19 protein-coding genes are annotated in these 26,772 nt (G+C 55.5%); 6 read left to right on the forward strand and 13 right to left on the reverse strand.

Going from position 1 to position 26,772, the window contains the following annotated elements; genetic code table 11:
* Positions 1 to 671 precede the first annotated feature (671 nt).
* The 5 genes from eno to rlmD form a co-directional block, all read right to left on the reverse strand.
* On the reverse strand, positions 672 to 1,967 hold the full coding sequence (eno, locus tag U869_RS0126420; RefSeq protein WP_024483441.1) for a phosphopyruvate hydratase: 1,296 nt from the start codon (positions 1,965 to 1,967) through the stop codon (positions 672 to 674).
* Between the two features lie 80 nt (positions 1,968 to 2,047).
* Positions 2,048 to 3,685, reverse strand: coding sequence for a glutamine hydrolyzing CTP synthase (pyrG, locus tag U869_RS0126425; protein ID WP_025122777.1), 1,638 nt, complete (start codon positions 3,683 to 3,685; stop codon positions 2,048 to 2,050).
* A 364-nt stretch (positions 3,686 to 4,049) separates the two neighbouring features.
* The gene (mazG, locus tag U869_RS0126430; RefSeq protein ID WP_025122778.1) at positions 4,050 to 4,844 is read right to left on the reverse strand and encodes a nucleoside triphosphate pyrophosphohydrolase; all 795 of its coding nucleotides are present in this window, start codon (positions 4,842 to 4,844) and stop codon (positions 4,050 to 4,052) included.
* 214 nt (positions 4,845 to 5,058) lie between these two features.
* Positions 5,059 to 7,293 carry a GTP diphosphokinase gene (gene relA, locus U869_RS0126435; RefSeq protein ID WP_025122779.1) on the reverse strand — a complete coding sequence of 745 codons (2,235 nt, stop codon included), beginning with the start codon at positions 7,291 to 7,293 and terminating at the stop codon, positions 5,059 to 5,061.
* A gap of 9 nt (positions 7,294 to 7,302) precedes the next feature.
* Positions 7,303 to 8,640, reverse strand: coding sequence for a 23S rRNA (uracil(1939)-C(5))-methyltransferase RlmD (gene rlmD, locus U869_RS0126440; RefSeq protein ID WP_025122780.1), 1,338 nt, complete (start codon positions 8,638 to 8,640; stop codon positions 7,303 to 7,305).
* Between the two features lie 61 nt (positions 8,641 to 8,701).
* On the opposite strand from rlmD, the gene barA reads away from it, so the two are divergent.
* A complete protein-coding gene (gene barA, locus U869_RS0126445; protein WP_025122781.1) occupies positions 8,702 to 11,434 on the forward strand; it encodes a two-component sensor histidine kinase BarA in 2,733 nt (910 codons plus the stop codon).
* A gap of 261 nt (positions 11,435 to 11,695) precedes the next feature.
* Here the strand turns inward: barA and U869_RS0126450 are convergent, their stop codons facing one another.
* Genes U869_RS0126450 through U869_RS0126470 form a run of 5 tightly spaced genes read right to left on the reverse strand, consistent with a single transcriptional unit; the run spans position 11,696 to position 17,301 of the window.
* Entirely contained in the window at positions 11,696 to 12,832 is a 1,137-nt protein-coding gene (locus U869_RS0126450) for a glycerate kinase (RefSeq protein WP_025122782.1), read from the reverse strand.
* Positions 12,833 to 12,890: 58 nt separating this feature from the next.
* A complete protein-coding gene (gene garR / locus U869_RS0126455) occupies positions 12,891 to 13,775 on the reverse strand; it encodes a 2-hydroxy-3-oxopropionate reductase (protein ID WP_025122783.1) in 885 nt (294 codons plus the stop codon).
* Entirely contained in the window at positions 13,772 to 14,548 is a 777-nt protein-coding gene (garL, locus tag U869_RS0126460; RefSeq protein WP_025122784.1) for a 2-dehydro-3-deoxyglucarate aldolase, read from the reverse strand. Before garL ends, garR begins: the two co-directional genes overlap by 4 nt.
* Before the next feature lie 13 nt (positions 14,549 to 14,561).
* Positions 14,562 to 15,893 carry a glucarate dehydratase gene (gene gudD, locus U869_RS0126465; RefSeq protein ID WP_025122785.1) on the reverse strand — a complete coding sequence of 444 codons (1,332 nt, stop codon included), beginning with the start codon at positions 15,891 to 15,893 and terminating at the stop codon, positions 14,562 to 14,564.
* A gap of 52 nt (positions 15,894 to 15,945) precedes the next feature.
* Positions 15,946 to 17,301, reverse strand: a complete 1,356-nt coding sequence (locus tag U869_RS0126470) for an MFS transporter (RefSeq protein ID WP_025122786.1) — start codon at positions 17,299 to 17,301, stop codon at positions 15,946 to 15,948.
* A gap of 455 nt (positions 17,302 to 17,756) precedes the next feature.
* On the opposite strand from U869_RS0126470, the gene garD reads away from it, so the two are divergent.
* Positions 17,757 to 19,328: a galactarate dehydratase gene (gene garD / locus U869_RS0126475; RefSeq protein WP_025122787.1), complete on the forward strand. Its 1,572-nt coding sequence runs from the start codon at positions 17,757 to 17,759 to the stop codon at positions 19,326 to 19,328.
* 248 nt (positions 19,329 to 19,576) lie between these two features.
* Here the strand turns inward: garD and U869_RS0126480 are convergent, their stop codons facing one another.
* The 3 genes from U869_RS0126480 to dgt form a co-directional block, all read right to left on the reverse strand.
* A complete protein-coding gene (locus U869_RS0126480) occupies positions 19,577 to 20,731 on the reverse strand; it encodes a CdaR family transcriptional regulator (protein WP_025122788.1) in 1,155 nt (384 codons plus the stop codon).
* A 177-nt stretch (positions 20,732 to 20,908) separates the two neighbouring features.
* Positions 20,909 to 22,315, reverse strand: coding sequence for a serine endoprotease DegP (degP, locus tag U869_RS0126485; protein ID WP_025122789.1), 1,407 nt, complete (start codon positions 22,313 to 22,315; stop codon positions 20,909 to 20,911).
* A gap of 193 nt (positions 22,316 to 22,508) precedes the next feature.
* A complete protein-coding gene (gene dgt, locus U869_RS0126490) occupies positions 22,509 to 24,026 on the reverse strand; it encodes a dGTPase (protein WP_025122790.1) in 1,518 nt (505 codons plus the stop codon).
* Between the two features lie 138 nt (positions 24,027 to 24,164).
* Here dgt and mtnN point away from each other — a divergent pair, with 138 nt between their 5' ends.
* The 4 genes from mtnN (at position 24,165) to U869_RS0126510 (ending at position 26,746) form a co-directional block, all read left to right on the forward strand.
* Positions 24,165 to 24,866, forward strand: coding sequence for a 5'-methylthioadenosine/S-adenosylhomocysteine nucleosidase (gene mtnN, locus U869_RS0126495; protein ID WP_025122791.1), 702 nt, complete (start codon positions 24,165 to 24,167; stop codon positions 24,864 to 24,866).
* Between the two features lies 1 nt (position 24,867).
* Positions 24,868 to 25,674: a vitamin B12 ABC transporter substrate-binding protein BtuF gene (gene btuF / locus U869_RS0126500; protein WP_025122792.1), complete on the forward strand. Its 807-nt coding sequence runs from the start codon at positions 24,868 to 24,870 to the stop codon at positions 25,672 to 25,674.
* Positions 25,671 to 26,285, forward strand: coding sequence for a TRIC cation channel family protein (locus U869_RS0126505; RefSeq protein ID WP_024483478.1), 615 nt, complete (start codon positions 25,671 to 25,673; stop codon positions 26,283 to 26,285). The genes btuF and U869_RS0126505 overlap by 4 nt, the downstream gene beginning before the upstream one ends.
* A 224-nt stretch (positions 26,286 to 26,509) precedes the next feature.
* Positions 26,510 to 26,746, forward strand: coding sequence for a hypothetical protein (locus tag U869_RS0126510; RefSeq protein WP_025122793.1), 237 nt, complete (start codon positions 26,510 to 26,512; stop codon positions 26,744 to 26,746).
* Positions 26,747 to 26,772: the final 26 nt, after the last annotated feature.

Raw genomic sequence — 26,772 nt, forward strand, 5'->3', positions numbered from 1 at the left:
CTACACATTGAATACATGACCATCTTGTTCTTCATTAGAAATACCTTTTAATTTACTTTTGAAATAAAGCAGTCCTGACAGTAATTCCTTACTGATTTAAACGCACTGAGATAAACATGTCGCACCCATTTACGAGACGGCTTGTGGACATGTGCTATTAGTCTAACAAGACAAGAATTTTCTTAACAATGCTTTTATTTATTAAATTTAGCAAAATTAGTTTTAAACACACTTTGTTACATTTGTTTTCCTGGTGATGGCGATAAATAAATTAGAATAATTTCAATAAGTTAAAAATATAACTGTATAAATTACACATCAATTGAAACATTTTGAAATATGCATCCCTTTTTAGGGGCATTCCCTTACGTTAGGATTATTCCCGAAATTTTCATTAATTTAATGATCTTTATAAGCGATTTTAAGGATGACGAGGGCATTAGTGAGTCAGGAGAATTGCAATTATCGTGGCAGGGAAATAGCGTAATTTGACTTATCTGCAGACTCAGTAATTACCCTGACTTTACCTAAGATAAATCCCAGGCTCATTATTACACTGCGTTACTATCAAATTATATCATAGTAAATTGCCCTTATTCAGGCGTAAAAAAAGAGGGCACCTTGCGGTACCCTCCGTTGACTTGCTGACTCAGTAACGAATCAAACCGTGATTACTGACCTTTAACTTCTTTCAGGCCATTGAACGGTGCGCGGTTGCCCAGCGCTTCTTCGATACGGATCAGTTGGTTGTATTTGGCAACACGGTCAGAACGGCTCATAGAACCGGTTTTGATCTGGCCAGCCGCAGTACCTACCGCGAGATCTGCGATGGTTGCGTCTTCGGTTTCACCTGAACGGTGAGAGATCACCGCGGTGTAGCCTGCGTCTTTCGCCATCTTGATAGCAGCCAGAGTTTCGGTCAGAGAACCGATCTGGTTGAATTTGATCAGGATGGAGTTAGCGATGCCTTTCTCGATGCCTTCTTTCAGGATCTTGGTGTTGGTAACGAACAGGTCGTCGCCCACCAGCTGGATTTTGTCGCCCAGCACTTTGGTCTGGTATGCGAAACCATCCCAGTCAGATTCGTCCAGGCCGTCTTCGATAGAGACGATTGGGTATTGCTTGGTCAGGTCTTCCAGGAAGTGAGTGAACTCTTCGGAAGTGAAGGCTTTGTTACCTTCGCCAGCCAGCACATATTTGCCGTCTTTGTAGAATTCAGACGCTGCACAGTCCATTGCCAGGGTGATGTCTTTACCCAGCTCGTAACCTGCCGCTTTTACCGCTTCAGCGATAACAGCCAGCGCTTCGGCGTTAGAACCCAGGTTTGGCGCGTAGCCACCTTCGTCACCAACGGAAGTGCCCATGCCTTTAGACTTTAGTACTTTAGCCAGGGTGTGGAACACTTCAGAACCCATACGTACGGCTTCTTTCAGAGTTTTCGCGCCAACAGGCTGGATCATGAACTCTTGAATATCAACGTTGTTGTCTGCGTGCTCACCACCGTTGATGATGTTCATCATTGGCAACGGCATAGAGAATTTGCCTGGGGTGCCGTTCAGTTCAGCGATGTGCTCATACAGCGGCATACCTTTAGAGGCAGCAGCAGCCTTGGCAGCAGCCAGAGAAACGGCCAGGATGGCGTTGGCACCAAACTGGGATTTGTTCTCGGTACCGTCCAGATCGATCATGATCTTGTCGATGTTAGCCTGGTCTTTGGCATCTTTGCCCACTACTGCCTGAGCGATTGGGCCATTTACTGCGGCAACGGCTTTCAGTACGCCTTTACCCAGGAAACGAGACTTGTCACCGTCACGCAGTTCCAGTGCTTCACGGGAACCGGTAGAAGCACCTGACGGCGCTGCAGCCAGACCGACGAAACCGCCTTCCAGATGAACTTCGGCTTCAACAGTTGGGTTGCCGCGTGAGTCGATGATTTCACGACCGATGACTTTAATGATTTTGGACATTAGGTTTTCCTCAGACAAGTTAAACTAAAACTCCAGACAAACAACGCGCGGTTTTGGCCGCGCGTTGCTTACTAAAACTCTTATTTCACCTGACGCTTCTGGTGCTCACCGGCCGCCTTGACGAAACCAGCAAACAACGGATGTCCATCACGCGGCGTCGACGTAAATTCCGGATGGAACTGACAGGCCACAAACCACGGATGATCAGGCAACTCAATAATCTCAACCAGCTTGTTGTCCGCAGAACGACCTGCCACACGCATACCAGCGGCTTCGATCGGCTTCAACAGCATATTGTTGACTTCGTAACGGTGACGGTGACGTTCCACGATGGTTGGCTCGCCGTACATCTTGCGCACCAGGCTGTTGTCGGTCAGGTGACATTGTTGGCCACCGACACGCATCGTGCCACCCAGATCGCTTTCTTCGGTACGGACTTCGACGTTGCCGTCTTCGTCACGCCACTCGGTGATCAATGCAACAACCGGGTACTTACAGTCTGGCACAAATTCGGTGGAGTTGGCATTTTCCATCCCCGCCACGTTGCGCGCAAACTCCATCAACGCGACCTGCATACCCAGGCAAATGCCCAGATAAGGAATTTTGTTTTCACGCGCGTAGCGTGCGGTCATCACCTTGCCTTCCACGCCACGGTAGCCAAAGCCGCCTGGGATCAGGATCGCATCCAGATCTTTGAGCACTTCAACGCCGCGGGTTTCTACATCCTGCGAATCGATCAGCTTGATGTTGACGGTCAGACGGTTCTTCAGGCCACCGTGTTTGAGCGCTTCGATCACTGACTTGTAAGCATCCGGCAGTTCGACATATTTGCCGACCATACCGATGGTCACTTCGCCGCCTGGATTGGCTTCTTCGTAGATCACCTGCTCCCACTCGCCCAGATTGGCTTCCGGCGGTGTCAGGCTGAATCGTTTACAAATATAATCGTCCAAGCCCTGAGATTTCAAGAGGCCCGGGATTTTATAAATGGAATCAACGTCTTTCAGAGAGATAACCGCTTTTTCCGGTACGTTACAGAAAAGAGCGATTTTTGCGCGTTCATTAGCAGGAACTGCGCGATCGGAACGGCAGATCAGCACATCTGGCTGAATACCGATGGAAAGCAGCTCTTTTACCGAATGCTGGGTAGGTTTGGTTTTCACTTCACCCGCCGCAGCCAGGTACGGCACCAGTGTCAGGTGCATGTACAGCGTGTGCTCACGGCCCACTTCGACGGCCATCTGACGGATCGCTTCCAGGAACGGCAGGGATTCGATATCGCCGACGGTGCCGCCGATTTCGACCAGCACGACATCGTGGCCTTCAGCGCCTTCGATGATGCGTTCTTTGATGGCATTGGTAATATGTGGGATCACCTGTACGGTGGCACCCAGATAGTCGCCACGGCGCTCTTTGCGCAGCACATCAGAGTAGATACGCCCGGTGGTGAAGTTGTTACGACGCGTCATTTTAGTGCGGATGAAGCGCTCGTAGTGGCCCAGATCAAGATCGGTTTCTGCCCCGTCTTCGGTGACGAAAACTTCCCCGTGCTGAATCGGGCTCATGGTGCCCGGATCCACGTTGATGTACGGGTCCAGTTTCATGATGGTGACGTTGAGGCCACGGGCTTCGAGAATAGCCGCCAAGGAGGCTGCGGCAATGCCTTTACCCAGAGAGGATACGACCCCGCCGGTAACAAAAATATAATTAGTTGTCATGCTGAACCTGAGAGTTTAGGTTTAAAGACGATGGAAGTACCAAGACGGGAAAGTAGTATACCCGAACCTCTCTTGACCTACAAACGATCGTTTTATCCACCCTCATCTGTGCCATCCTCGTGAGTTGATCCAGCTTTAATTGAACGACACCAGGGAACGTGCCTTTTTAAAACAATGGGTTAGCGCAAAAAACCGTAACTAAACTGACTTCTGATGCAATAAAATACCTTAGATTTCAGTTTGTTGGCCTTTGCTCCTCATCACGCCGGGTTCAGCAAACCATACCCGAGCTTAACCGTTTCAGCTAGCGAAAATATTGTCGCCGATCAAACAAGCGACACTGTTAGGACAACGCGATGAGCGATTAGTTTTCCTGGCTTTTTACCTGCTGCCAGGCCTCTTCCATCTGCTCCAGCGTGGCGTCCTGCATCAATAGGCCGCGGCTTTGCACGATTTCCTCTACCTGACGGAAACGACGTTCAAACTTGCGATTGGCTGCCTGCAGCGCATTTTCCGCTTTATGCCCAAGATGACGGGAAAGATTGACCGTGGCAAACAGCAGATCGCCAATCTCTTCTTCCAGCTTCTGCTCGTCCACCACCGCTTGCTGCGCTTCGTGCATCACTTCGTCCAGCTCTTCGTACACTTTGCCCAGCACCGGCCCCAGAGTGTTCCAGTCGAAGCCGACTGCGGCACAGCGTTTCTGGATCTTGTGAGCCTTCATCAGCGCCGGTAAGGCGTTGGGAATATCATCCAGCGCCGAATGCAGCGCTTTCTCTGCCCGTTCACCGGCTTTCAACTGTTCCCAGCGGACGGACACCGCCTCGCTGTCTGCCGCCTCGGCCTCACCAAAGATATGCGGGTGGCGGCGTTCCAGCTTGTCGCTGATAGCAGTGCACACCTGATCGAAGTCAAACAGCCCTTGTTCCTGTCCCATCTGGGCATAAAACACCACCTGGAACAGCAGATCGCCCAGTTCGTCACGCAGATCGGCATAATCCTGGCGTTCGATGGCGTCCAGCACTTCGTAGGTTTCTTCCAGGGTGTACGGCGCAATGGTGGCAAAAGTCTGCTTACGGTCCCACGGGCAGCCCACCTGCGGATCGCGCAGGGTTTTCATAATGGTCAGCAGGCGTTGTAGTGGCGTTGATTGGGTCATGTTGAGTCTCTGAATAATGAATACGTAGGGGCGATACCCCTCACCCTAACCCTCTCCCACAGGGAGAGGGAACCGAGTGTGCTACAAATTGGCACCTGCGCTTGCCCCTGGCTCCGGACTAGCCCCCTCTCCCCACCACTATGCACATGATGTCCCTGGGCCCTATATCGGGAAAGGGTCGGGGTGAGGGGCTATCGCACGCCTTTGACCAACATTAAGCACCGTGCAGGCGTTTGGCGTCGATCACATCCGGCAGTTGATTGAGCTTGGCCAATACCCGGCCCAGCACCACCTGGTTATAAATCTCGATATCCATATCGATGGTGGCCAGCTGCTTTTTGGTGTCGCTGCGGCTGGCAACGCCCAAGACGTTGACCTTCTCGTTGGCCAGGATGGTGGTGATATCGCGCAGCAGGCCGCTGCGATCGTTGGCCACGACGCGTACTACCAGCGAATAACCGCTGGAGTAGCTCTCCCCCCACACCGCATCCACGATACGTTCCGGCGCGTGAGACTGTAGCTCTGCCAGTTGATCGCAATCCGCACGGTGGATCGAGATCCCCCGGCCCTGGGTGATAAAGCCGACAATGTCGTCACCTGGAATCGGCTGGCAGCAGCGGGCGATGTGGTGCATCAGATTGCCTACACCTTCAACCACGACACGACCATTATCTTTGCTGCGGGCCGCCGTTGCCGGGGCCTTCTGCTGGGTCAGTTGGCGCAGCGCTTCGCGATCCTGCTCCTCGGCGCTCGGCTTGTTAAGCTTGCCTTGCAGGAAGTTCACCATCTGGTTCAGGCGAATATCGCCGCCGCCAATCCCCGCCAGCACTTCATCCAGCGAATTGACGTTATAGCGTGGGATCAGCAGCTTTTCGGCTTCCCTCAGGCTGATACCAAGATGTTCCAGCTCGCTATCGAGCATCTGCCGCCCGGCCAGGATGTTTTTATCGCGATCCTGCTTGCGGAACCAGTTATGGATCTTGGAACGCCCACGGCTGGTGGTGACATAGCCCAGGTTCGGATTCAGCCAGTCGCGACTCGGGTTCGGCTGCTTCTGGGTGATGATTTCAATCTGATCGCCCATCTGCAACTGATAGGTGAAAGGCACGATACGGCCGCCAATTTTGGCGCCGATGCAGCGGTGACCCACGTCGCTGTGGATATGGTAGGCAAAGTCGAGCGGCGTGGAGCCGGTCGGCAGATCCACCACGTCGCCCTTCGGCGTAAACACGTAGACGCGATCGTCGAACACCTGGCTGCGCACTTCGTCGAGCAATTCGCCCGAGTCCGCCATCTCTTCCTGCCAGGCAATCAGCTTACGCAGCCAGGCAATACGTTCTTCGTAGCCGGAACGCGCCGTAACCACCGCGCCTTCCTTGTATTTCCAGTGCGCGGCGACGCCCAGCTCGGCATCTTCGTGCATCTGGCGGGTGCGGATCTGGATCTCCAGCGTTTTGCCCCGCGGGCCGAGCACCACGGTATGGATCGACTGATAACCATTGGGTTTCGGGTTGGCGACGTAGTCGTCGAACTCATCCGGCAGATGGCGGAAATGGGTATGAACAATCCCCAAGGCCGCATAGCAATCCTGCAAGCGCTCAACCACCACGCGCACCGCACGCACGTCGAACAGTTCGTCGAACGCCAGTGATTTCTTCTGCATCTTGCGCCAGATGCTGTAAATGTGTTTCGGGCGGCCATAAATGTCCGCTTTGATGCCTTCGACTTCCATCGCGCCATGCAAGGTCGCCACGAAGTCATCAATAAACTGCTCGCGATCGATACGGCGCTCGTGCAGCAGTTTGGCAATGCGTTTGTATTCATCGGGATGCAGATAGCGGAAACAGAAGTCTTCCAGCTCCCACTTCAACTGGCCGATACCGAGGCGGTTGGCCAGCGGAGCATAAATATTGGAACACTCCTTGGCCGCCAGCACGCGTTCGTCTTCCGGCGCATCCTTCACTTCACGCAGGTGGGCGATACGCTCTGCCAGCTTGATCACCACGCAGCGGAAATCCTCCACCATCGCCAGCAACATGCGGCGCACGTTATCGACCTGCTCGGAGCCCATCGAGTCGTTGTGAGTGGCTTTCAGTTGGCGGATGGCGTCCATATCGCGTACGCCGTGCACCAGGGAGGTAATGCCGGAACCGAACTCTTCGGTGAGGGTAGCTTCGGGGACAATCGCCGCGTCTACCAGCGGGAACAGCAGCGCCGCGCGCATGCTGTCGTTATCCATGCTGAGGGTCGAAAGGATCTCCACCATTTCCAGGCCGCGCCACAGCAGTAACGGCGCGTCGGGATGGTCTTTCGTCTGCTGTTCGCAATAACGCCAGGTTGCGGCTAAACGCTCACCTGACTGCGGGTTGGGAAGCCCCAGGCTGGCGATCCAGTCATCAAGCGCGAATTCACCCGCCGTATTCAGATGTGCAGTTCTTACCGCGACCATAACTTCTCCCTACTTTTTCCGCGATCCGTGGGTAAACAGCGCCATGGATTCAAGATGCCCCGTGTGCGGGAACATATCCAACATCCGCACACGCGCAAGACGATAACCGGCGTCCAGCAACACTTTGCTGTCGCGTGCCAACGTCGTGGGGTTGCAAGAGATATACACCACGCGCTCTGGCGCCAGTTTAACAATATGTGACATCACACCCGCCGCGCCAGCGCGGGCCGGATCCAGCATCACCTTATCAAATCCCTGTGCTGCCCATGGTTGTCGCGCAACGTCATCTTCCAGATTTTCATGGAAAAAGGAGACATTACTGAGCTTATTCCTATGGGCGTTATTTTGCCCATTCGCTACCAGCGTGGCAACACCTTCAATGCCGACCACCGCTTTGGCTCGCCTGGCCAACGGCAAGGTAAAATTGCCCATGCCGCAAAACAGATCCAGTATGCGATCATTGGGATCAATCTCGAGCCATTCAAGGGCCTGGGCCACCATTTGCTGATTTACCGCGTCATTAACCTGAATAAAGTCGCGCGGATTAAAGTCTAAGCGTAGACCGTCAACCTGATAATACGGCGTTTCACCGCACAGTTTTTCCAGCCGCTCGCTGTCTGGTGCCAAAAAAATGGCGGCGCCATGTTGCTCAGCAAACTGCTGTAAAGCCTGGCGATCGCCCTGCTTGAGCGCATCCAGATGGCGTAATACCAGCACCGGGCCATTATCCGCCAGCACCAGCTCCGCATGCCCCAGACGCTGCACGGCCCGCAGGCCGCTCAGGCATTGATACAACGGCGCCAGTAGCTGCTCCAGTTCCGGAGCCAGCACCGGGCACTGTTTCACCGCCACCAGATCGGACGAGGCAGCCTGGTGAAAACCCATCAACAAACGGTGCTGCTTAGGCTGCCACTGTAATCCCAGACGTGCCCGCCGACGGTAGCCATATTGCGGCCCGGCAATCACCGGTTCCTGCTCCGGCGTTTCTCCGGTTGCGCGACAGATCAACCGCCCCAGTGCCGCCGCTTTACTTTGCTGCTGCAGCCCCTCGGAGACATGCTGCTGCTGGCACCCCCCGCATACCCCAAAGTGTGGGCAACGCGGCTCAACACGTTGTATGCTGCAATTCAACAGCTGCTTGAGCTTACCTTTGGCAAACTGCCGCTGGTCCTGCGTCAGCTGAATTTCGGCCTGTTCTCCCGGTAATACACCGGGAACAAATACCGCTTTGCCTTCATGGCGCGCCACTCCCTGGCCAAATGGATCGAGGTCCGTTACCGTTACCGTGAATATTTGTGAAGCTTGCCGGGTCGTCACGCGGCGTTTCGGAGAGTAGAATTGCGCCATAATGATTATGTGTTGGTTAATTAGCTAAGATTAGCCTCCAATTCTCCCACATTGGAATCCCATGACCAAATACAGCTTGCGCGCGCGCATGATGATCCTGATCCTGGCGCCGACTTTATTGATCGGCCTGCTGCTCAGCACCTTCTTTGTAGTACACCGCTACAACGAGCTGCAGGAGCAACTGGTCGATGCCGGTGCCAGCATCATCGAACCTCTGGCCGTCGCCAGCGAATATGGCATGACCTTCCGCAGCCGTGAGTCGGTCCGGCAACTGGTCAGCCTGCTTCATCGCCGCCATTCGGATATCGTCCGGGCGATCACGGTGTTTGATGCGCAGAACAACCTGTTTGTCACCTCCAACTATCATCACAACTACACCCAGTTGCAGTTGCCCAAAGGTGTGCCGATGCCCACCGATCTGATGCTGACCCGGCGCGGTGATTCTTTAATCTTGCGTACGCCAATCTTGTCGGAGGCGCAGTTCCCGGACGAGAACGCCAGCGAAGAGATACATCCCGAAAACAATCTTGGCTACGTGGCGATTGAGCTGGATCTGCAATCGGTGCGCTTGCAGCAGTATAAAGAAGTGTTCGTGTCTACCCTGCTGCTGCTGTTATGCATGTGTATTGCCATTCTGTTCGCCTACCGCCTGATGCGCGACGTCACCGGCCCGATCCGCAATATGGTTAACACCGTTGACCGTATCCGCCGTGGTCAGTTGGATAGCCGGGTAGAAGGCTTTATGCTCGGCGAGCTGCAAATGCTGAAAAACGGCATCAACTCGATGGCGATGTCGCTGACTGCCTATCACGAGGAGATGCAGCAGAACATCGACCAGGCCACCTCCGATCTGCGTGAAACGCTGGAACAAATGGAAATCCAGAACGTCGAGTTGGATCTGGCGAAAAAGCGTGCGCAGGAAGCCGCCCGTATCAAATCGGAATTCCTGGCCAATATGTCCCACGAGCTGCGTACCCCGCTCAATGGCGTGATCGGCTTTACCCGCCAGACGCTGAAAACCGACCTGAGCGCCACCCAGACCGACTATCTGCAAACTATCGAACGCTCGGCCAACAACCTGCTGACCATCATCAACGACGTGCTGGACTTCTCGAAGCTAGAGGCTGGCAAGCTGATCCTGGAACACATTCCGTTCTCGCTGCGTGAAACGCTGGATGAGGTGCTGGTCTTACTGGCCCCAAGCGCACACGACAAAGGGCTGGAGCTGACCCTGGATGTGCAAAACGATGTGCCAGAACAGGTCATTGGCGATTCACTGCGCCTGCAACAGGTGATCACCAATCTGCTCGGTAATGCGGTGAAGTTCACCGAAACCGGCAATATCGACATCCGCGTCGAGCTGCGTAACCAACTGGAACGTCAGGTGGAACTGGAAGTGCAGATCCACGATACCGGCATCGGCATTTCCGAACGCCAGCAATCGCAGCTGTTCCAGGCCTTCCGTCAGGCTGATGCCAGCATCTCGCGCCGCCACGGCGGCACCGGGCTAGGTCTGGTGATCACCCAGAAGCTGGTGAAAGAGATGGGGGGAGATATCAACTTCCATAGCCAGATCAATCGCGGCTCAACCTTCTGGTTCCACATTACCATCGACCTCAATGAAGGCATGCTGTCACTGCCGCCAAGCCTGCCGGATCTGCGCGGGAAAACGCTGGCCTATATCGAAGCCAACCCAACGGCGGCCCAGGCCACGCTGAATATGTTGAGCGCCACCCATCTGGTGGTGACCCATTCACCCACCCTGGGGCAATTGCCGAAAACGCATTACGACTTCCTGCTGGCGGGCGTGCCAATCCCTTACCGGGACGGTATTGGCCAGCACCGGGACAAACTGCTGGAATCACTGAAACTGGCCGACCGGGTGATCCTGGCTATGCCGAGTCAGTCGCAGATCGATGCCGAGCAAATGAAAAAGCTGGGCGCTATCGGCTGCCTGACCAAGCCGATCAGCAGCAACCGTCTGTATCCGTTACTGCGCATGGAGGCTCCGCTACGCCTGAACGCACCTGCGGTACATAAGCGCTTGCCGCTAACGGTAATGGCGGTAGATGATAACCCGGCCAACCTGAAGCTGATCGGCGCGTTGCTGGCAGAACAGGTGGAGAAGACGCTGCTGTGTGAAAGCGGTGAGGAAGCCATCGTGCTGGCGCGTGATAACGTGCTGGATATGATCCTGATGGATATTCAGATGCCGAACATTGACGGCATCCGCGCCAGCGAGATGATCCGCCAGATGCCACATCATAACTCCACGCCGATCGTCGCGGTGACCGCCCATGCGGTGAGTGGTGAACGTGAACACCTGTTGCAGGCCGGTATGGATGACTATCTGGCCAAGCCGATTGACGAAGCGATGCTCACCAGAGTGCTTTCCCGTTATCACACCGTCGAACTTGAACCGGAGCCAGCCCAACCACGTAGCCCAACCGAGCCGCCGTTATCGCTGGATTGGCCGTTGGCATTACGCCAGGCCGCCAATAAAGAGGATCTGGCGCGCGATCTGTTGCAGATGCTGGTTGAATTCCTGCCACAGGTCAGTGACCGGGTCAAAGCCGTGCTGGATGGGGAAGAGGATGCCACCATTCTCGATCTGATCCACAAGCTGCACGGCAGTTGCAGTTACAGCGGCGTGCCGCGCCTCAAACAGCTGTGTTTCTATCTTGAACAGCAGCTGCGTCAGGGCGCAAGCAACGGTGATTTAGAACCGGAATGGCTGGAACTGCTGGATGAGATTGAACTGGTGAAAACGGAAGCCAAGTTCCAATTGGGGTAATGTAAACGGGCGCAGCATGCGGCGCCCCTACGATCGAACATAAAGGGAATACGTGTGGTGATGCCCCTCACCCTAACCCTCTCCCACAGGGAGAGGGGACTTGACGTGCTACAAATCAGCACCTGCACTTACCCACCGCTCCTGACTAGCCCCCTCTCCCATCACCGTGCGCATAATATTCCTGAGTTCTATATTGGGAGAGGGCTGGGGTGAGGGGCGATCGAGCCCCTTAACTGAGAAGCATTGCCCCTCGCAAATGCATTAACATTGGGCTAGTTTGATCACCGCCGCAATATTACGCGCCGCGATCCGCACATTGTCCCCGGCCTGGCTTAGTGCCTCCTCTAATGTGCAGACGTGATGTAGCACGCTGAACACCGCGTCTATCCCGTGCTGATGTACCACGCCGACATCTGAACTCAGGCTACCGGCAATGCCAATCACCGGCTTGTGATAACGCTTGGCCACCCTGGCCACGCCTATCGGCACCTTGCCACTGAGGCTCTGACTATCAATGCGCCCTTCACCGGTGATCACCAAAGTGGCATCGCGCACCCGTTCATCCAGCCCCAAGGCGTCGGTGACAATCTCAATCCCCTGGCGCAGTTCCGCCTGGCAGAAGGCCAATAACGCCGCGCCCATGCCACCGGCAGCGCCTGCTCCCGCCGTTTGCTCAACGTCAATATCCAGCCAGTAGGCGATCATCTGCGCGTAATGATGCAGGGCGCTATCCAACTGCGCCACCATTGGCGCCGTCGCCCCTTTTTGCGGACCAAAAATCGCCGAAGCGCCTTGGCGGCCGGTTAATGGATTGGTGACATCGCAAGCAATCTCAAAGCGGCACTGCCTGATACGCGGGTCCAACCCACTGACATCAATGCGGGCCAGTTGTGCTAACGCTGCACCGCCAAAACCAAGCTCTTGCTCCTGGCTATCGAGCAGCCGGGCACCTAACGCCTGAACCATCCCGGCACCACCATCGTTAGTGGCACTGCCACCAATGCCGATAATGCAATGCTGTACGCCCTGATCCAGCGCATGACGGATCAGTTCCCCAGTGCCGTAGGAGGTGGTTTTGAGCGGGTTACGCCGATGTCTGGGCACCAGTTCCAGACCGCTGGCTGCCGCCATTTCGATAAAAGCGCTTTGCCCATCGCCAGATAGCCCGAAAAAAGCCATCACCTTCTCACCCAGCGGCCCGGTAACTTCTACGTCAATCTTACGGCCTGCGGTAGCGGCCACCATCACCGCGACCGTTCCCTCCCCTCCGTCCGCCATGGGAAGTTTCAGGTAGTTGGCCTGTGGAAACACCTCTCGAAACCCGGCCTCAATACAGCAGGCCACTTCAAATGCGCTAAGGCTTTCTTTAAACGAATCCGGCGCAATCACTATTTTCATCGATTATAAGCTCCCGAGCGGTAGGGGCCGCGACCTCCAGCCCCGCTGATATAGGCCCTTATCGGGAGACTTCTGCCTTGGCCAACTTTTCGTAATAACACGCCAGCGCGCCGTGATCGGCATTGCCCAGACCATCGGCCCGTAGCGCCTGCATCATCTCCATCACCGCGGCGGTCAGCGGTAATTGCGCCCCCACGCCATGGGAAGTATCCAGCGCGTTAGCCAGATCCTTGATGTGCAGGTCGATACGGAAACCCGGTTTGAAATTGCGATCCATCACCATGGGTGCCTTGGCTTCCAATACCGTGCTGCCCGCCAGGCCGCCACGGATCGCCTGGAAAACCAGGTCGGGATTAACGCCAGCCTTGGTAGCCAGTACCAGCGCCTCGGACATGGCCGCAATATTCAGCGCCACTATCACCTGGTTCGCCAGTTTGGTGACGTTACCAGCGCCAATTTCACCGGTGTGTACCACCGAACCAGCCATGGTTTTCATCACCTCAAAACAGCGATCAAACACCTCTTTATCACCGCCCACCATCACCGACAACGTGGCATCTATGGCTTTAGGCTCACCGCCGCTCACCGGCGCATCGAGCATGGTAATCTGTTTGGCTGCCAGGGCCGCGCTGATTTCACGGCTGGCCAATGGCGCGATAGAACTCATGTCGATCAGCACGCAACCCGCTTTGGCTCCCTCAATCAGACCATTTTCGCCTAGCGCCACTTCCCGCACCTGCGGTGAATTAGGCAGCATGGTGATCACGATATCGCTCAGTGCAGCCACCGCCTTTGGCGTGGCGGCAACCTCGGCCCCCAACGCGGCCAGTTCCGCCACCGCAGCAGCATTGCGATCCATCACCACCAGTGAATAACCCGCTTGCAGCAGATTCTTGCTCATGGGTTTACCCATGATCCCTAAACCGATAAAGCCAATTTTCATTTTGTATCCCTCTGTTTAAACCGATCGCACAAAGCCTGCGTGGCCGTGCGGAATACGCCAAGGTCGCTGCCAACGGCAACAAACCTGGCACCCCATTCCAGATAACGGCGAGCATCCGCTTCAGCCGGGGCCAGGATGCCGCTGGCTTTGCCGTGTGCGCAGGCCCGCTCAAAAATATGACGGATCACCGCCTGCACCTCTGGATGGTTGGGCTGGCCGAGATAACCCAGCGCGGCGGAAAGACCCCCCGGCCCGACAAAGATCCCATCGACCCCCTCTACGCCAGCTATCGCGTCCAGGTTATCGACCCCCTGCTGGCTTTCGATCTGCACCAGCACCGTAATCTGCTCGTTAATCTGGGCGAAATAGTCCGGTACGGTGCCGTAACCGTTGCTGCGGTGCGAGACGGAGACGCCACGGATCCCCGCAGGGGGATAACGCGTCGATGCCACCGCTTGCTGTGCCTGCTCGGCACTTTCCACAAACGGGATCAGCAAGTTGTAGAAACCGATATCCAGCAGGCGCTTGATAATCACCGGTTCGTTGCAGGGTGGGCGCACCACCGCAGCGCTAGGGCTGTCCTTCAGCGCCATCAGCTGTGGCACAAAGGTGCCAATATCATTCGGCGCATGTTCGCCATCCAGCACCAGCCAGTCGAAACCGGCCAGCCCCAGGACTTCGGTAGAGATCGGGTTGGCCAGCGCAGACCAGCAGCCGATCAGGGTTTCCCCCGCCAGCAGCGACTGGCGAAAAGGGTTATGGCAACTTTTCATGATGTTTCCTCGGTTAGCGCACCAGGCACGGGCGTTTGTTATCAAAGATCCAGCCCGGGATCAGGTACTGCATGCCCTGTGCATCGTCGCGTGCTCCCAGCCCATGTTTCTTGTAAAGCTCATGGCCCTGCATCAGCCGATCCCGATCCAGCTCGATCCCCAATCCTGGGCGCTGCGGCACCTGCACACGGCCACCGACGATCTGCAACGGATCCCGCGTCAGCCGCTGGTTACCCTCCTGCCAGATCCAATGCGTGTCGATCGCGGCAATGTTGCCCGGTGCCGCCGCCGCCACGTGGGTGAACATCGCCAACGAGATATCGAAGTGATTATTGGAGTGTGAGCCCCAGGTCAGGCCAAACTCGTGGCACATCTGGGCAACGCGCACCGATCCCTGCATGGTCCAGAAATGCGGATCGGCCAAGGGGATATCCACCGATTGCAGCTGTAACGTATGCCCCATCTGCCGCCAGTCGGTGGCGATCATATTGGTCGCGGTGGGCAGGCCGGTAGCACGGCGGAACTCCGCCATCACTTCCCGACCAGAGAAGCCCTGCTCGGCACCGCAAGGATCTTCGGCATAGGCCAGCACGTTACGTAGCTGCTTGCCGAGCACGATCGCGTCCTTCAGCGACCAGGCTCCGTTGGGATCGAGCGTAATACGCGCTTGAGGAAAACGCTGCGCCAGCGCCGTGACAGCTTCCGCCTCTTCACTGCCCGCCAATACGCCTCCCTTTAGCTTGAAATCGTTGAAGCCATACTTGTCAAACGCCGCCTCTGCCAGACGCACAATGCTTTGCGGCGTCAGCGCTTCCTCGTGGCGCAGGCGATACCAATCGCAGGCATCATCTGGCTGGCTCTGGTAAGGCAGCGGCGTTTTGTTGCGATCGCCGATATAAAACAGATAGCCGAGCATCTCCACCGAGTCACGCTGCTGTCCATCCCCTAACAGAGCGGCCACCGGCACCTCGAGGAACTGGCCCAGCAGATCCAACATCGCCGCTTCAATTCCGGTCACCACGTGGATGGTGGTGCGTAAATCGAAGGTCTGTAGTCCGCGCCCGGTAGCATCCCGATCGGCAAACCGTTCACGCACGCTGTTCATCACGTTTTTGTATTCGCCCAGAGTTTTGCCCACGACCAGGGATTGCGCCTCCTCCAGGGTCTGGCGGATTTTTTCACCTCCTGGGATCTCCCCTAGCCCGGTGTTACCGGCGTTATCCTGCAAGATCACAATATTACGGGTGAAAAAGGGGGCATGAGCGCCGCTGAGATTGAGCAGCATGCTGTCGTAACCGGCCACCGGCACAACCTGCATGGCGGTAATTTTTGGTGCAGTAGTCATAACAATGTCCTCAGAAAGGTAGGTTCCGTAGCCAAGTGCAGCCCGTTTACGGCTATTGCGGCCGCTTCACCATCGGTTGCAACTCGATACGCTTGATATCACCCACGATGAACAGGTAGCTGGCCACCGCCAACAGCGCATGGATCCCGACGTAGACCAGCGCGCCGTTAAACGATCCGGTGGTACCAATGATGTAGCCGATAGCGATCGGCGTGACGATGCCGGAGATGTTGCCGAACATATTGAACAAACCGCCGCTCAGGCCGCTGATTTCTTTGGGAGCGGTATCCGCCATTACGGCCCAACCCAGCGCCCCCAGGCCTTTGCCGAAGAACGCGGCTGCCATGATGCCTACCACCATCCACTCGGTTTCGACGTAGTTGCAGAAGATCATCGACATCGACAGCAGCATGCCCAACACGACCGGCGTTTTACGGGCGAAGGTCAGCGACTGGGTGCGGCGCATCAGGTAGTCGGAAATCACGCCGCCGAGCACCCCACCAACAAAACCGCAAATGGCCGGAACCGAGGCAACAAAGCCGGCCTTGAGGATTGACATACCTCGCGCCTGCACCAGATACACCGGGAACCAGGTAATAAAGAAATAGGTCATCGCGTTGATGCAGTATTGGCCGATATAGACGCCGATCATCATGCGTGATTGCAGCAGCTGCTTGATCTGGAACCACTTCTCCCCTTTAACCTTTACCGGCGCAGCCTTATGCTGATCCATATTGATCAAGGCACCGCCGGCTTCGATATAGTCCAGTTCGGCCTGGTTGATGCTGGGGTGATCTTTGGGATCGTGCAGCACTTTGAGCCAGACAAAACTCAGGATGATGCCCAGCCCACCCATAAAGAAGAACACGTGCGACCAGCCAACGGCATGCGTCAGCCAGCCCATGATTGGTGCGAAGATCACCGTGGCAAAGTATTGGGCCGAGTTGAAGATCGATACCGCCGTACCACGCTCATGGGCAGGGAACCAGGCGGCCACAATCCGGCTGTTACCGGGGAATGACGGGGCTTCTGCCAGGCCGACCAGGAAACGCAGAGCAAACAGCGCAACCACGATGCCAAAGCCGCTGAAGATATCCACAAAGCCTTGCAGCAAGGTAAATAACGACCAGATAAAGATGCTCCAGAAATAGACTCGCTTGGAGCCGAAGCGATCCAGTAACCAGCCGCCGGGGATCTGACCAATCACATAGGCCCAGGAAAACGCCGAAAAGATATAGCCCATTCCGACCGGATCGAGGCCAATATCCTGCGCCATCGAGGTACCCGCAATCGAAAGCGTGGCACGGTCGCCATAATTGAATGAGGTAACGATAAACAGCATTACTACGATCCAATAACGCTTATTGGTTCGTTTGATGGCACTGCTGGCAGTGCTGATACTAGACATGGTGCTCTCCTGCATTAATAGCCGTAGCTATATTCATCCTGAACGACCGATACGAATATTTCAGAACGAAAGGGTTTAAATTAAATTGCAGCCTTTTTTGAGCAGTTCGATTAATACGGCATCGGCAATCTTTAAACGCTTTAACGCTTGGTGGAATAAAAGTATAGGGAACGGTCAGCGCAGACACATCGTGCAAATAACCCAATAACGCCGTGAATATCACGGCAGGTTTATGGCAGATGCCCAACCGTGCGCGGGTTGGCTCACGAAACCGGACGCAGCGTGAGCCACATCACAGCGGGTTAGCACAATGCCAAAGAAAGACGGCAAGAAACGGCCAAATCTCGGTCATTTGCATAATGTCCGCTCCGTTAGCCAATGCTATGCTTTTCGCTGAGCTGAACTTTCGATTATTACCCACGGCGTACACAAGTTAAGGTGCGTGAGGTTTCACTATGTCCGAATATGCAGTTGGCAATAACCAAGAATTACCGCGCTATATTCAGGTTCATCGACAAGATAACGTCGCCATTGTAGTTAATGACCATGGGCTGCCTACAGGAGCAATATTCCCCTGTGGCCTGACATTATTGGAAAATATTCCTCAAGGGCACAAAGTTGCACTGCAAGACATTCCGCAAGGCGGCGATATTTTGCGCTATGGCGAGGTAATTGGCTTTGCCGCGCGGGATATTCGCCGTGGCAGTTGGATTGATGAATCGCTGGTGCTGCTTCCCCCGGCTCCAGAGCTGGCCAGCCTGCCACTCGCCAATAATGTGCCCCAGGCATTACCTCCCCTGGAAGGATATACTTTTGAAGGTTACCGCAATGCCGATGGCAGCGTCGGCAGCAGGAACCTGTTGGCTATCACCACCAGCGTGCACTGCGTGGCCGGTGTGGTGGATTATGTGGTGAAAATCATTGAGCGCGACCTGCTGGCAAAGTACCCCAACGTCGACGGCGTGGTCGGTCTGAACCATCTCTATGGCTGCGGCGTTGCTATCAACGCCCCCGCAGCGGTGGTACCGATCCGCACCCTGCATAATCTGGCGCTCAACCCGAACTTTGGCGGTGAAGTCATGGTGATAGGGCTCGGCTGTGAGAAGTTGCAGCCGGAACGCCTGTTGCTGGGTACGACGGATGTCCAACCCATTACGCTGGATGAAAGCCGGATTGTGCGTCTGCAAGATGAGAAGCACATTGGGTTTCAAGCCATGGTGGCCGATATTCTGGCCGTCGCAGAACGGCACCTGCAACGCCTGAATCAGCGCCAGCGGGAAACCGTACCAGCCTCGGAACTGGTGGTGGGAATGCAATGTGGAGGGAGCGATGCGTTTTCCGGAGTGACAGCCAACCCGGCGGTGGGTTTTGCCTCTGACCTACTGGTACGCTGCGGGGCAACTGTGATGTTCTCAGAAGTCACCGAAGTGCGTGATGCCATCCACCTGTTAACTCCACGGGTCGTGGATGAACAGGTTGGCAAGCGCTTACTGGAGGAGATGGCCTGGTATGACGATTACCTCAATCAAGGGCAAACCGACCGCAGCGCCAACCCTTCGCCGGGTAACAAGAAAGGCGGCTTGGCCAACGTGGTGGAAAAGGCTTTAGGCTCGATTGCCAAGTCTGGCAGTAGCACGATCGTCGAAGTGCTGTCACCCGGCCAGCGCCCCAGCAAGCGTGGGCTGATTTATGCCGCCACCCCCGCCAGCGACTTTGTTTGCGGTACCCAGCAGTTGGCTTCCGGTATGACGGTGCAAGTGTTCACTACCGGCCGGGGAACGCCTTACGGCCTGGTTGCCGTGCCGGTGATCAAAATGGCGACGCGCAGTGCGCTGGCCGAACGCTGGCACGATCTGATCGACATCAATGCCGGAACCATCGCCACCGGCGAAGCAACCATTGAGCAGGTGGGTTGGCAGCTGTTTGAACTGATCCTGGATATCGCCAGTGGACGCAAGCAAACCTGGTCGGATCAATGGGGTTTGTTCAATGCGTTGGCGGTGTTTAATCCCGCGCCTGTGACTTGAGTGCAATGCCCCTCACCCTAACCCTCTCCCCAAGGAGAGGGAACCGAACGTGCCACTATTTAGTTTCCTACTCCGTATCAGTTGGGGTTTAAATACCGCAACACCTGAAGCTTGAGGCCGGTGGGAGTCATGCAGGTTAGCCGACCGTTGAGCGCACGGATGCGCGATTGCGAGCCCCCAGGGACGGGTTCACGGCGTGTCGGCGTTCTGCATGACTCCCGCCAGCAGCACTATTGCGTACAGCCAGGCTAGTCTTCATCAAGCTGCAACCCCACATACAACAACAGCCGTGCATCGAAATTGGCCAGGTTCAAGCCGGTGAGTTCAGAAATGCGGTTGAGACGATATTCCAGTGTATTGCAGTGAATATACAGCGCCTTGGCGGTGGCGGTGGGCTGTACGTTATTCAGAAACCAGGCGTTTAAGGTACGCAGCAACAAGCCGTTACCGTCCATGGCTTTCAAACGCTCCAGCGGCCGTGCCAGCTCATCCGCTTGCCAACCACTACGCAGGCTGCCCAGCAACACCGGCAGCATCAGATCCTGATAATAATAGGCCCAGCGCCCCGGCATACGCTGCTTGCCAACGGCCATGGTGGTACGAGCCGTACGGTAGGAACGCACCAGACTGCCAGGACCAATGAAATAGTTACCGAGCGCAATGCGAACCCGTAAACGACTGCTTTCATTGATCCGCACCAGCAAATTCTCCACTCGCCGCCGGTGAGCCTCGGCATCCCAACGCCCATGGTGATTCAACGCCGGTTTAAGCACCACCATTTCACTAAGGGAAACAATGGCGATCAGGTTGTCGCGTTCTGGCAGCGTCAGCAGTTCCTGTAACTGCTGCAACTCAGCCATGGCGCTATCGACTCCCAGTTGGCCGCTATCTACCTCCACAACGGCCGCGACGCGGGGTTGATTGGGATCTATCCCCAGGCGGTGCGCCCATTCCATCAAGGCCGGTGACAGTTCCTCCGTGCGGATCAGGTTAAGAACAAACTCTTCACGAAAGCGGCTGTCCTGCGCCAACAGGCTCAACAAGCGCGCCTGTTCCAGCATCATTTCAGCGGTCATGCAGACCAGCTCACCGAATTGCCGTAGCTGCACCGGATCGCCCGTCAGGCCGATGACCCCGACAATATTACCGTCAACGTGCAAAGGCAGATTAATGCCAGGCCGAACGCCGTGCAAATGACGGGCGACGGCATCGTCGATAGCGACCACTCTGGCCTGTGACAGCACCAGTAACGCCCCTTCATGCAGCTCCCCCAGACGCTCTGGATCGCCACTGCCAATAATCCGCCCCCGGTTATCCATTACGTTGATATTGCTATCAATAATTTTCATGGTGCGAGCGACAATTTCCCTGGCTAGCTTGGCATCAAGGTGATATTCCGCCATTGCATCTTGCCCCCGTCGGATGATAAACCAACGTTCAGCATACCGACGCGCTTTGCCCCACACATTGTGCAGATGCCCAAATGCATTTTGGCCGGCCATGAGTTGTGCTCAAACTCACAGTTTTTAGCCATAAAAAAGGCACGCCGAAGCGTGCCCTTGTGCATTAGTGGGAGCGAATTACTGCATCAGCAGATACAGCGTCGCGTCACCACGTTGGATGTTCAGTGCCAACACCGAAGGCTTGCTGTCGAGTACCTTACGCAGCTCGCCCAGGTTATTGATCGGCTGTTGGTTGACCCCCATGATCACGTCGCCTTTTTTCAGTCCGATACGTGCCGCAGCGCTGCCAGGTTTCACTTTCTCAACCTTCACGCCTTTCACTTTGTCGGTGCTGTTGCTCAGCTCGGCACCTTCAATACCGGCGTAAATATTGCTGGAATCAACCTGATCCTGGCTGCTCTGCTCAAGCGTAACGTCAATGGTCACCGGCTTGCCGTCACGGATGATGCCCAACGCCATCTTGGTACCAACAGGCAGGGTACCAATCTCGGCACGGAACGACGCAAAGCTGGAGATGGCTTTACCGTTCATGGTGACAATCACGTCACCGGCCTTGATACCCGCCTTGGCGGCGGAAGACTTAGGCATTACCTGGCTGACGAACGCGCCACGCTGGGCGTCAACTTTCATTGCCTGCGCCAGCTCGGAGTTCAGCTCGGTCCCCATTATGCCCAGCTCACCACGTTTCACCTGGCCATATTCCACCATTTGCGACGTCAGGTTTTTGACCATGTTGCTTGGGATGGCGAAGCCGATACCGATGTTGCCACCGTCCGGTGCCAGGATCGCGGTGTTAATACCGATCAGTTCACCGTTCAGGTTCACCAGCGCACCGCCGGAGTTACCCCGGTTGATCGCCGCATCGGTCTGGATAAAGTTTTCGTAGTTTTCAATGTTCAGGCCGCTGCGCCCCAAGGCGGAAACGATACCTGAAGTCACGGTTTCACCCAGGCCATACGGGTTACCGATTGCGACGGTGTAATCACCCACGCGTAGCTGCTCGGAATCAGCCATTTTGATTGCCGTCAGGTTTTTGCCATCTTTCAGCTGGATCAACGCGATATCAGAACGCGGATCCTTGCCGATCACCTTGGCTTCGAAGCGACGACCATCGCTGAGCTGTACCGTGATCTTGCTGGCATTGTCCACCACGTGGTTGTTGGTCACCACGTAGCCTTTGTCTGCATCAATGATGACGCCAGAACCCAGGGCCTTAAAGGCTTCCTGAGTGGTTGGGCCACCCGGTGCGCCACCTTGGCACATTGGGGAACCCTGGAAAGGTGAACCATCCTGGCAGAACGGCGACATTTGCTGCACCGTTTTCGCATCTACCGCGGCGCTACCTTCCACGTTGATACTGACTACCGAAGGCATCACTTTTTCCAACATCGGTGCCAGGCTCGGCATCGGTTGGGCAGTCGTGGAGGCCGAAGCCGTTTCTGCGGCATTGGCGGTAGTTACCGGACCCATTGCCAAACTAATACTCAAAGCCAGTGCGCTTAAAACCAGTGCTGTTTTTTTCATCTGTGTGTCTCTTAAAAATCGTTCAAAAGGAATACCGGGTCTTGGTGCTTAGTAAGAGCCTGCAAAGAAGCCGAAGTTCCGATTGCGCTGCCCGGTAATAGTAAACAAATATTGTCGGTCTTTACAAAACTCGAAATAACGTTTTACCTTGAGATTATTCTTGGAAAAAATAAGCCACTGTTTACCGCATGAGTTATTCCGCCGCCATCAAACGACGATATTCATCATAGGCATAAAGATCGGTCATGCCACTGATATAATCCTGTAACAATCGCGCGCGAAAATAATATTCCCGGATCGCCTGTTGGTCGGCCGAAAGATGCTGCAAGCCTTCTACCGCCTCGACATAGGCCAGGCGGTGCTTGGTAGAAAGTTTGTGAAACAGCCGTGTTTCAATCGGGAATGCCCGGTGGCTATCTTCCCGCACCAACTGGCTGAAATCGGCCAGCGACATGGCCAGCAACGGGCTGTAGATATCCAGCAACCCGTTGATCACCCGGTAACCCTGTAGTTCCAACTGCTCCACTTCCGGGTGGTTGAAGACGTGCTTGAACGCAACGTTCTTGAAGATACCGAGCAGGCGGCAAGCCGGACTGGCATCCTCCAGCAGTGCGCCGTTAAAGTGGCCGTGATACACCGCATCCAGATTATCAATAAATCTCTGGGCCGCATGGGGAACCAGCTTGGCAACGGTAAACACCCGCAGATACATAAAGAACTGATCTTCCGAGCTGCGGCGTGCTCCACTACGCTCGATTTTGCGAAACGCGCTGGCAACGGTTTTATCAAACAGATCCCCGGGAACCACCTCGCCCCATTCCTGGGTTAGATGCTGATAGAGTTGCTCCACGGTAAAGATGCTCTTTTCTACCGCATCTTCCAAATCGGCCACGCAATAAGAAATATCGTCCGCGGCTTCCATAATATAGGTGAGAGGGAAACGATCGAATTCCCCCATATGCAATTCACGCCGCAAGCGATCGACAAAGGCTTCTTCTGCCAGATAAAAACCCGGCTTCTTCATCAGATAGCTATGGCTGGCCGGAATATCGCTCGCCCAGTAAGCCGGGCGGGTATATTTCAGGATGCAGCCCACCTGTGCATAGGTCAGGTTCAATTTCAGCAGCGTATAGACCAGACGGATCGCCTGAGCATTGCCCTCAAAATGACAGAGATCGTGGCGAATACGGCTGCGTAGCCGGTTAAGATCGCTCTCCCCCTCATGCAGGCGCAACACCTCCACCTGGCAGCGATCGTGGCTACCCGGCTCACTGCCACAGTTGGCCGGATCTAACCGCTGGCGGAACCAGTCGTTAATGGCCGACTCACCGAAATGACCAAACGGCGGATTGCCAATGTCGTGCATCAGGCAGGCCATTTCGACAATGCTTTCGAAAGGATCGAGCAGCTTGCCCAGGCCGAGCGCATCAATGCGTTTGTCTTGTTTGAAGCGATTAAGGATCTCTTTGGCAATATGCCGCCCCACCTGCTGCACTTCCATCGAGTGGGTCAGGCGGCTGCGCACTGCCGCGTTGCGCTCCAGCGGAAACACCTGTGTTTTCTGCTGTAAACGGCGGATCGCCGCAGAATTGACGATGCGCCCGCGATCGCTCTCAAACTGGCGAATGATGTCGTACTCTTCTTCAGCTTCAATCGGCTTGCTAAATGGCCGCTGAAAGCTGATCTTCTGCTTAAAGTCGATCCCGGACATCTGTTTCTCCCCCCGTTGCGCATTCCTTCCGTGATAACAATTCCCGGCGGCGGATGCAACGGTATTGCGGATTATCTCTCTCTCTGAGCCATGATAGACTATGCCGCAATTTCCACACCCAATCAGCGAGTGTTATTTATGAAAGTAGGCATCATCGGCGCAATGGAGCAAGAAGTCACCCTGCTGCGCGAGCAAATTGTGAACCGCCAGACCGTTCAACGTGCGGGTTGTGAAATCTATACCGGCCAAATCAACGGCGTTGAAGTGGCCCTGCTCAAGTCAGGCATCGGTAAAGTGGCGGCGGCGCTGGGTACCACCCTGCTGCTGGAACAGTGCCAGCCCGATGTGGTGATCAATACCGGTTCCGCCGGTGGCCTGGCCGCTACGCTGAAAGTGGGCGATATCGTGGTCTCTGAAGAAGTCCGTTACCACGACGCCGACGTGACCGCCTTTGGCTATGAGCCAGGCCAGATGGCCGGTTGCCCGCCAGCGTTTGTTGCTGATCCTGCGTTGATCGCACTGGCAGAAAACTGCATCAAACAGCTTGACCTGAACGCGGTGCGCGGCCTGATTTGCAGCGGCGACGCTTTCATCAACGGTGCCGAGCCACTGGCCCGCATCCGCAACACCTTCCCAACCGTGGCCGCCGTTGAAATGGAAGCTGCCGCCATTGGCCACGTTTGCCATTTGTTCGGCACACCATTTGTGGTGGTGCGTGCCATTTCCGACGTAGCCGACAGTGAATCTCATATGAGCTTCGACGAGTTCCTGGTGGTGGCAGCCAAGCAGTCCTCGCTGATGGTTAACGCCATGCTGCACACCCTGGCCAAGCGCGGTTAATGTGAAGCTGCGTCTGTGCGCCCTGCTGAGCTGGCTGATCCTGTGGATGGTGCTGCCCGCCAGCGCCGCCCAACGGGTGATCAGCCTGGCCCCCAGTACCACGGAGCTTGCCTATGCGGCCGGTATGGGGGATACCCTGCTGGCCGTCAGTGCCTACTCCAATTACCCGCCTGCCGCTCAAAAACTGGAACAGGTCGCCTCCTGGCAAGGGATCAACCTGGAGCGGATCCTGGCGTTGAAACCCGATCTGGTGCTTGCCTGGCGTGGCGGTAACCCCCAGCGGGTGTTGGATCAGCTCGCCTCCCTTGGTATTCCGATTTTCTACGCGGATGCCAAGAATATTGACGAGATCGCCCAGTCGTTGGACGAATTAGCGCAGTACAGCCCTCATCCCGAACAGGCGCATCAGGCCGCAGCCCAGCTTCGCCAACAAGTCGAGGAACTGAAAACGCGCTATGCCGGTAACTCGCCAAGGCCAGTGCTGCTGCAATTTGGCACTCAGCCGCTGTTCACCAGTTCGGCAGCCACGCTGCAAAGCCAGGTACTAAGCTTATGTGGCGCAGAGAATATCTTTGCCGATAGCCCCGTTCCCTGGCCGCAGGTAAGCCGTGAACAGGTGCTGGTGCGTAAACCGCAGGCTATCGTGATCAGCGGCGGCACCCAGCAGATCGCCAATGTCAAAGCCTTCTGGGGGCCACAGTTGGACGTGCCGGTGATTGCCCTTGAGGAAGATTGGTTTAACCGTGCCGGGCCACGCATCATGCTGGCGGCGCAATCACTATGCAGTCAATTGGCGGAGATCCATTGATGGTATTTTGGCTGGATATTCTTGGTACTGCGGTATTTGCTATTTCCGGCGTATTGCTGGCGGGCAAATTACGGATGGATCCCTTTGGCGTATTGGTACTGGGAGTAGTGACTGCGGTCGGCGGCGGGACGATCCGTGATATGGCGCTGGCTAACGGCCCGGTCTTCTGGGTCAAGGATCCCACCGATCTGGTGGTGGCGATGATCACCTGTGTGCTCACGCTGCTGCTGGTGCGCCAGCCACGCCGGTTGCCGAAATGGATCCTGCCGGTGCTGGATGCCATCGGGCTGGCGGTGTTCGTGGGGATCGGCGTCAATAAGGCCTTCGCCGCTGGCAGCGGGCCACTGGTGGCGGTCTGCATGGGAGTGATCACCGGCGTCGGCGGCGGGATTATCCGCGACGTGCTGGCCCGCGAGATCCCGATGATCCTGCGAACCGAAGTTTACGCCACCGCCTGCATCGTTGGCGGAACGGTGCACGTGACGGCGTTCTACACTTTTGGTATGCCGTTACAACATGCCATGATGCTGGGCATGATCATCACGCTGGGCATCCGCCTGGCCGCGATCCGTTGGCACCTGAAACTCCCCGCCTTTATCCTCGAACAGTAATTCTGGTCTCCGCCAGCTTCGGCGGAGACCTACTCACCAAACAGTATATTCGACTAATATATAGCCTATGTGCTATTATTTTGCGCTAATAAATCGCGCCTGAATAATGTAATCAACTGTTTAACCTTTCGTTAAAAATTATCCCGCGCTGTTAAGTTCCGTTCACTTTTGCCGATAGATCATCGTGCTTTGATCTACGGACAGGTATTGCCTTGAGTTTAAGAATGAAGAAAAGTCTATTGATAATCAGCGCGTTGCTGTTGAGTAGCAGCGTCATGGCCGAGAACACCAGCGGCAAGATTGGTATCAGCATCACGATTGTGCCCACCTGTAGCGTCACCATGACCGGCAACGTGCCACAGGCCACCTGCGGCAATAGCCCCACCTTGGTGCCCAAGATGAGTTCCAGCAAGCAAGTGATCGACGATCGGGAAAACGAATTGGTCACCGTGGAATGGTAGGCACAAAAAATCTATGGTCACCCCCG

The sequence above is a fragment of the Serratia sp. H1w genome (assembly GCF_000633355.1).
Classification (GTDB): Bacteria; Pseudomonadota; Gammaproteobacteria; order Enterobacterales; family Enterobacteriaceae; genus Chania.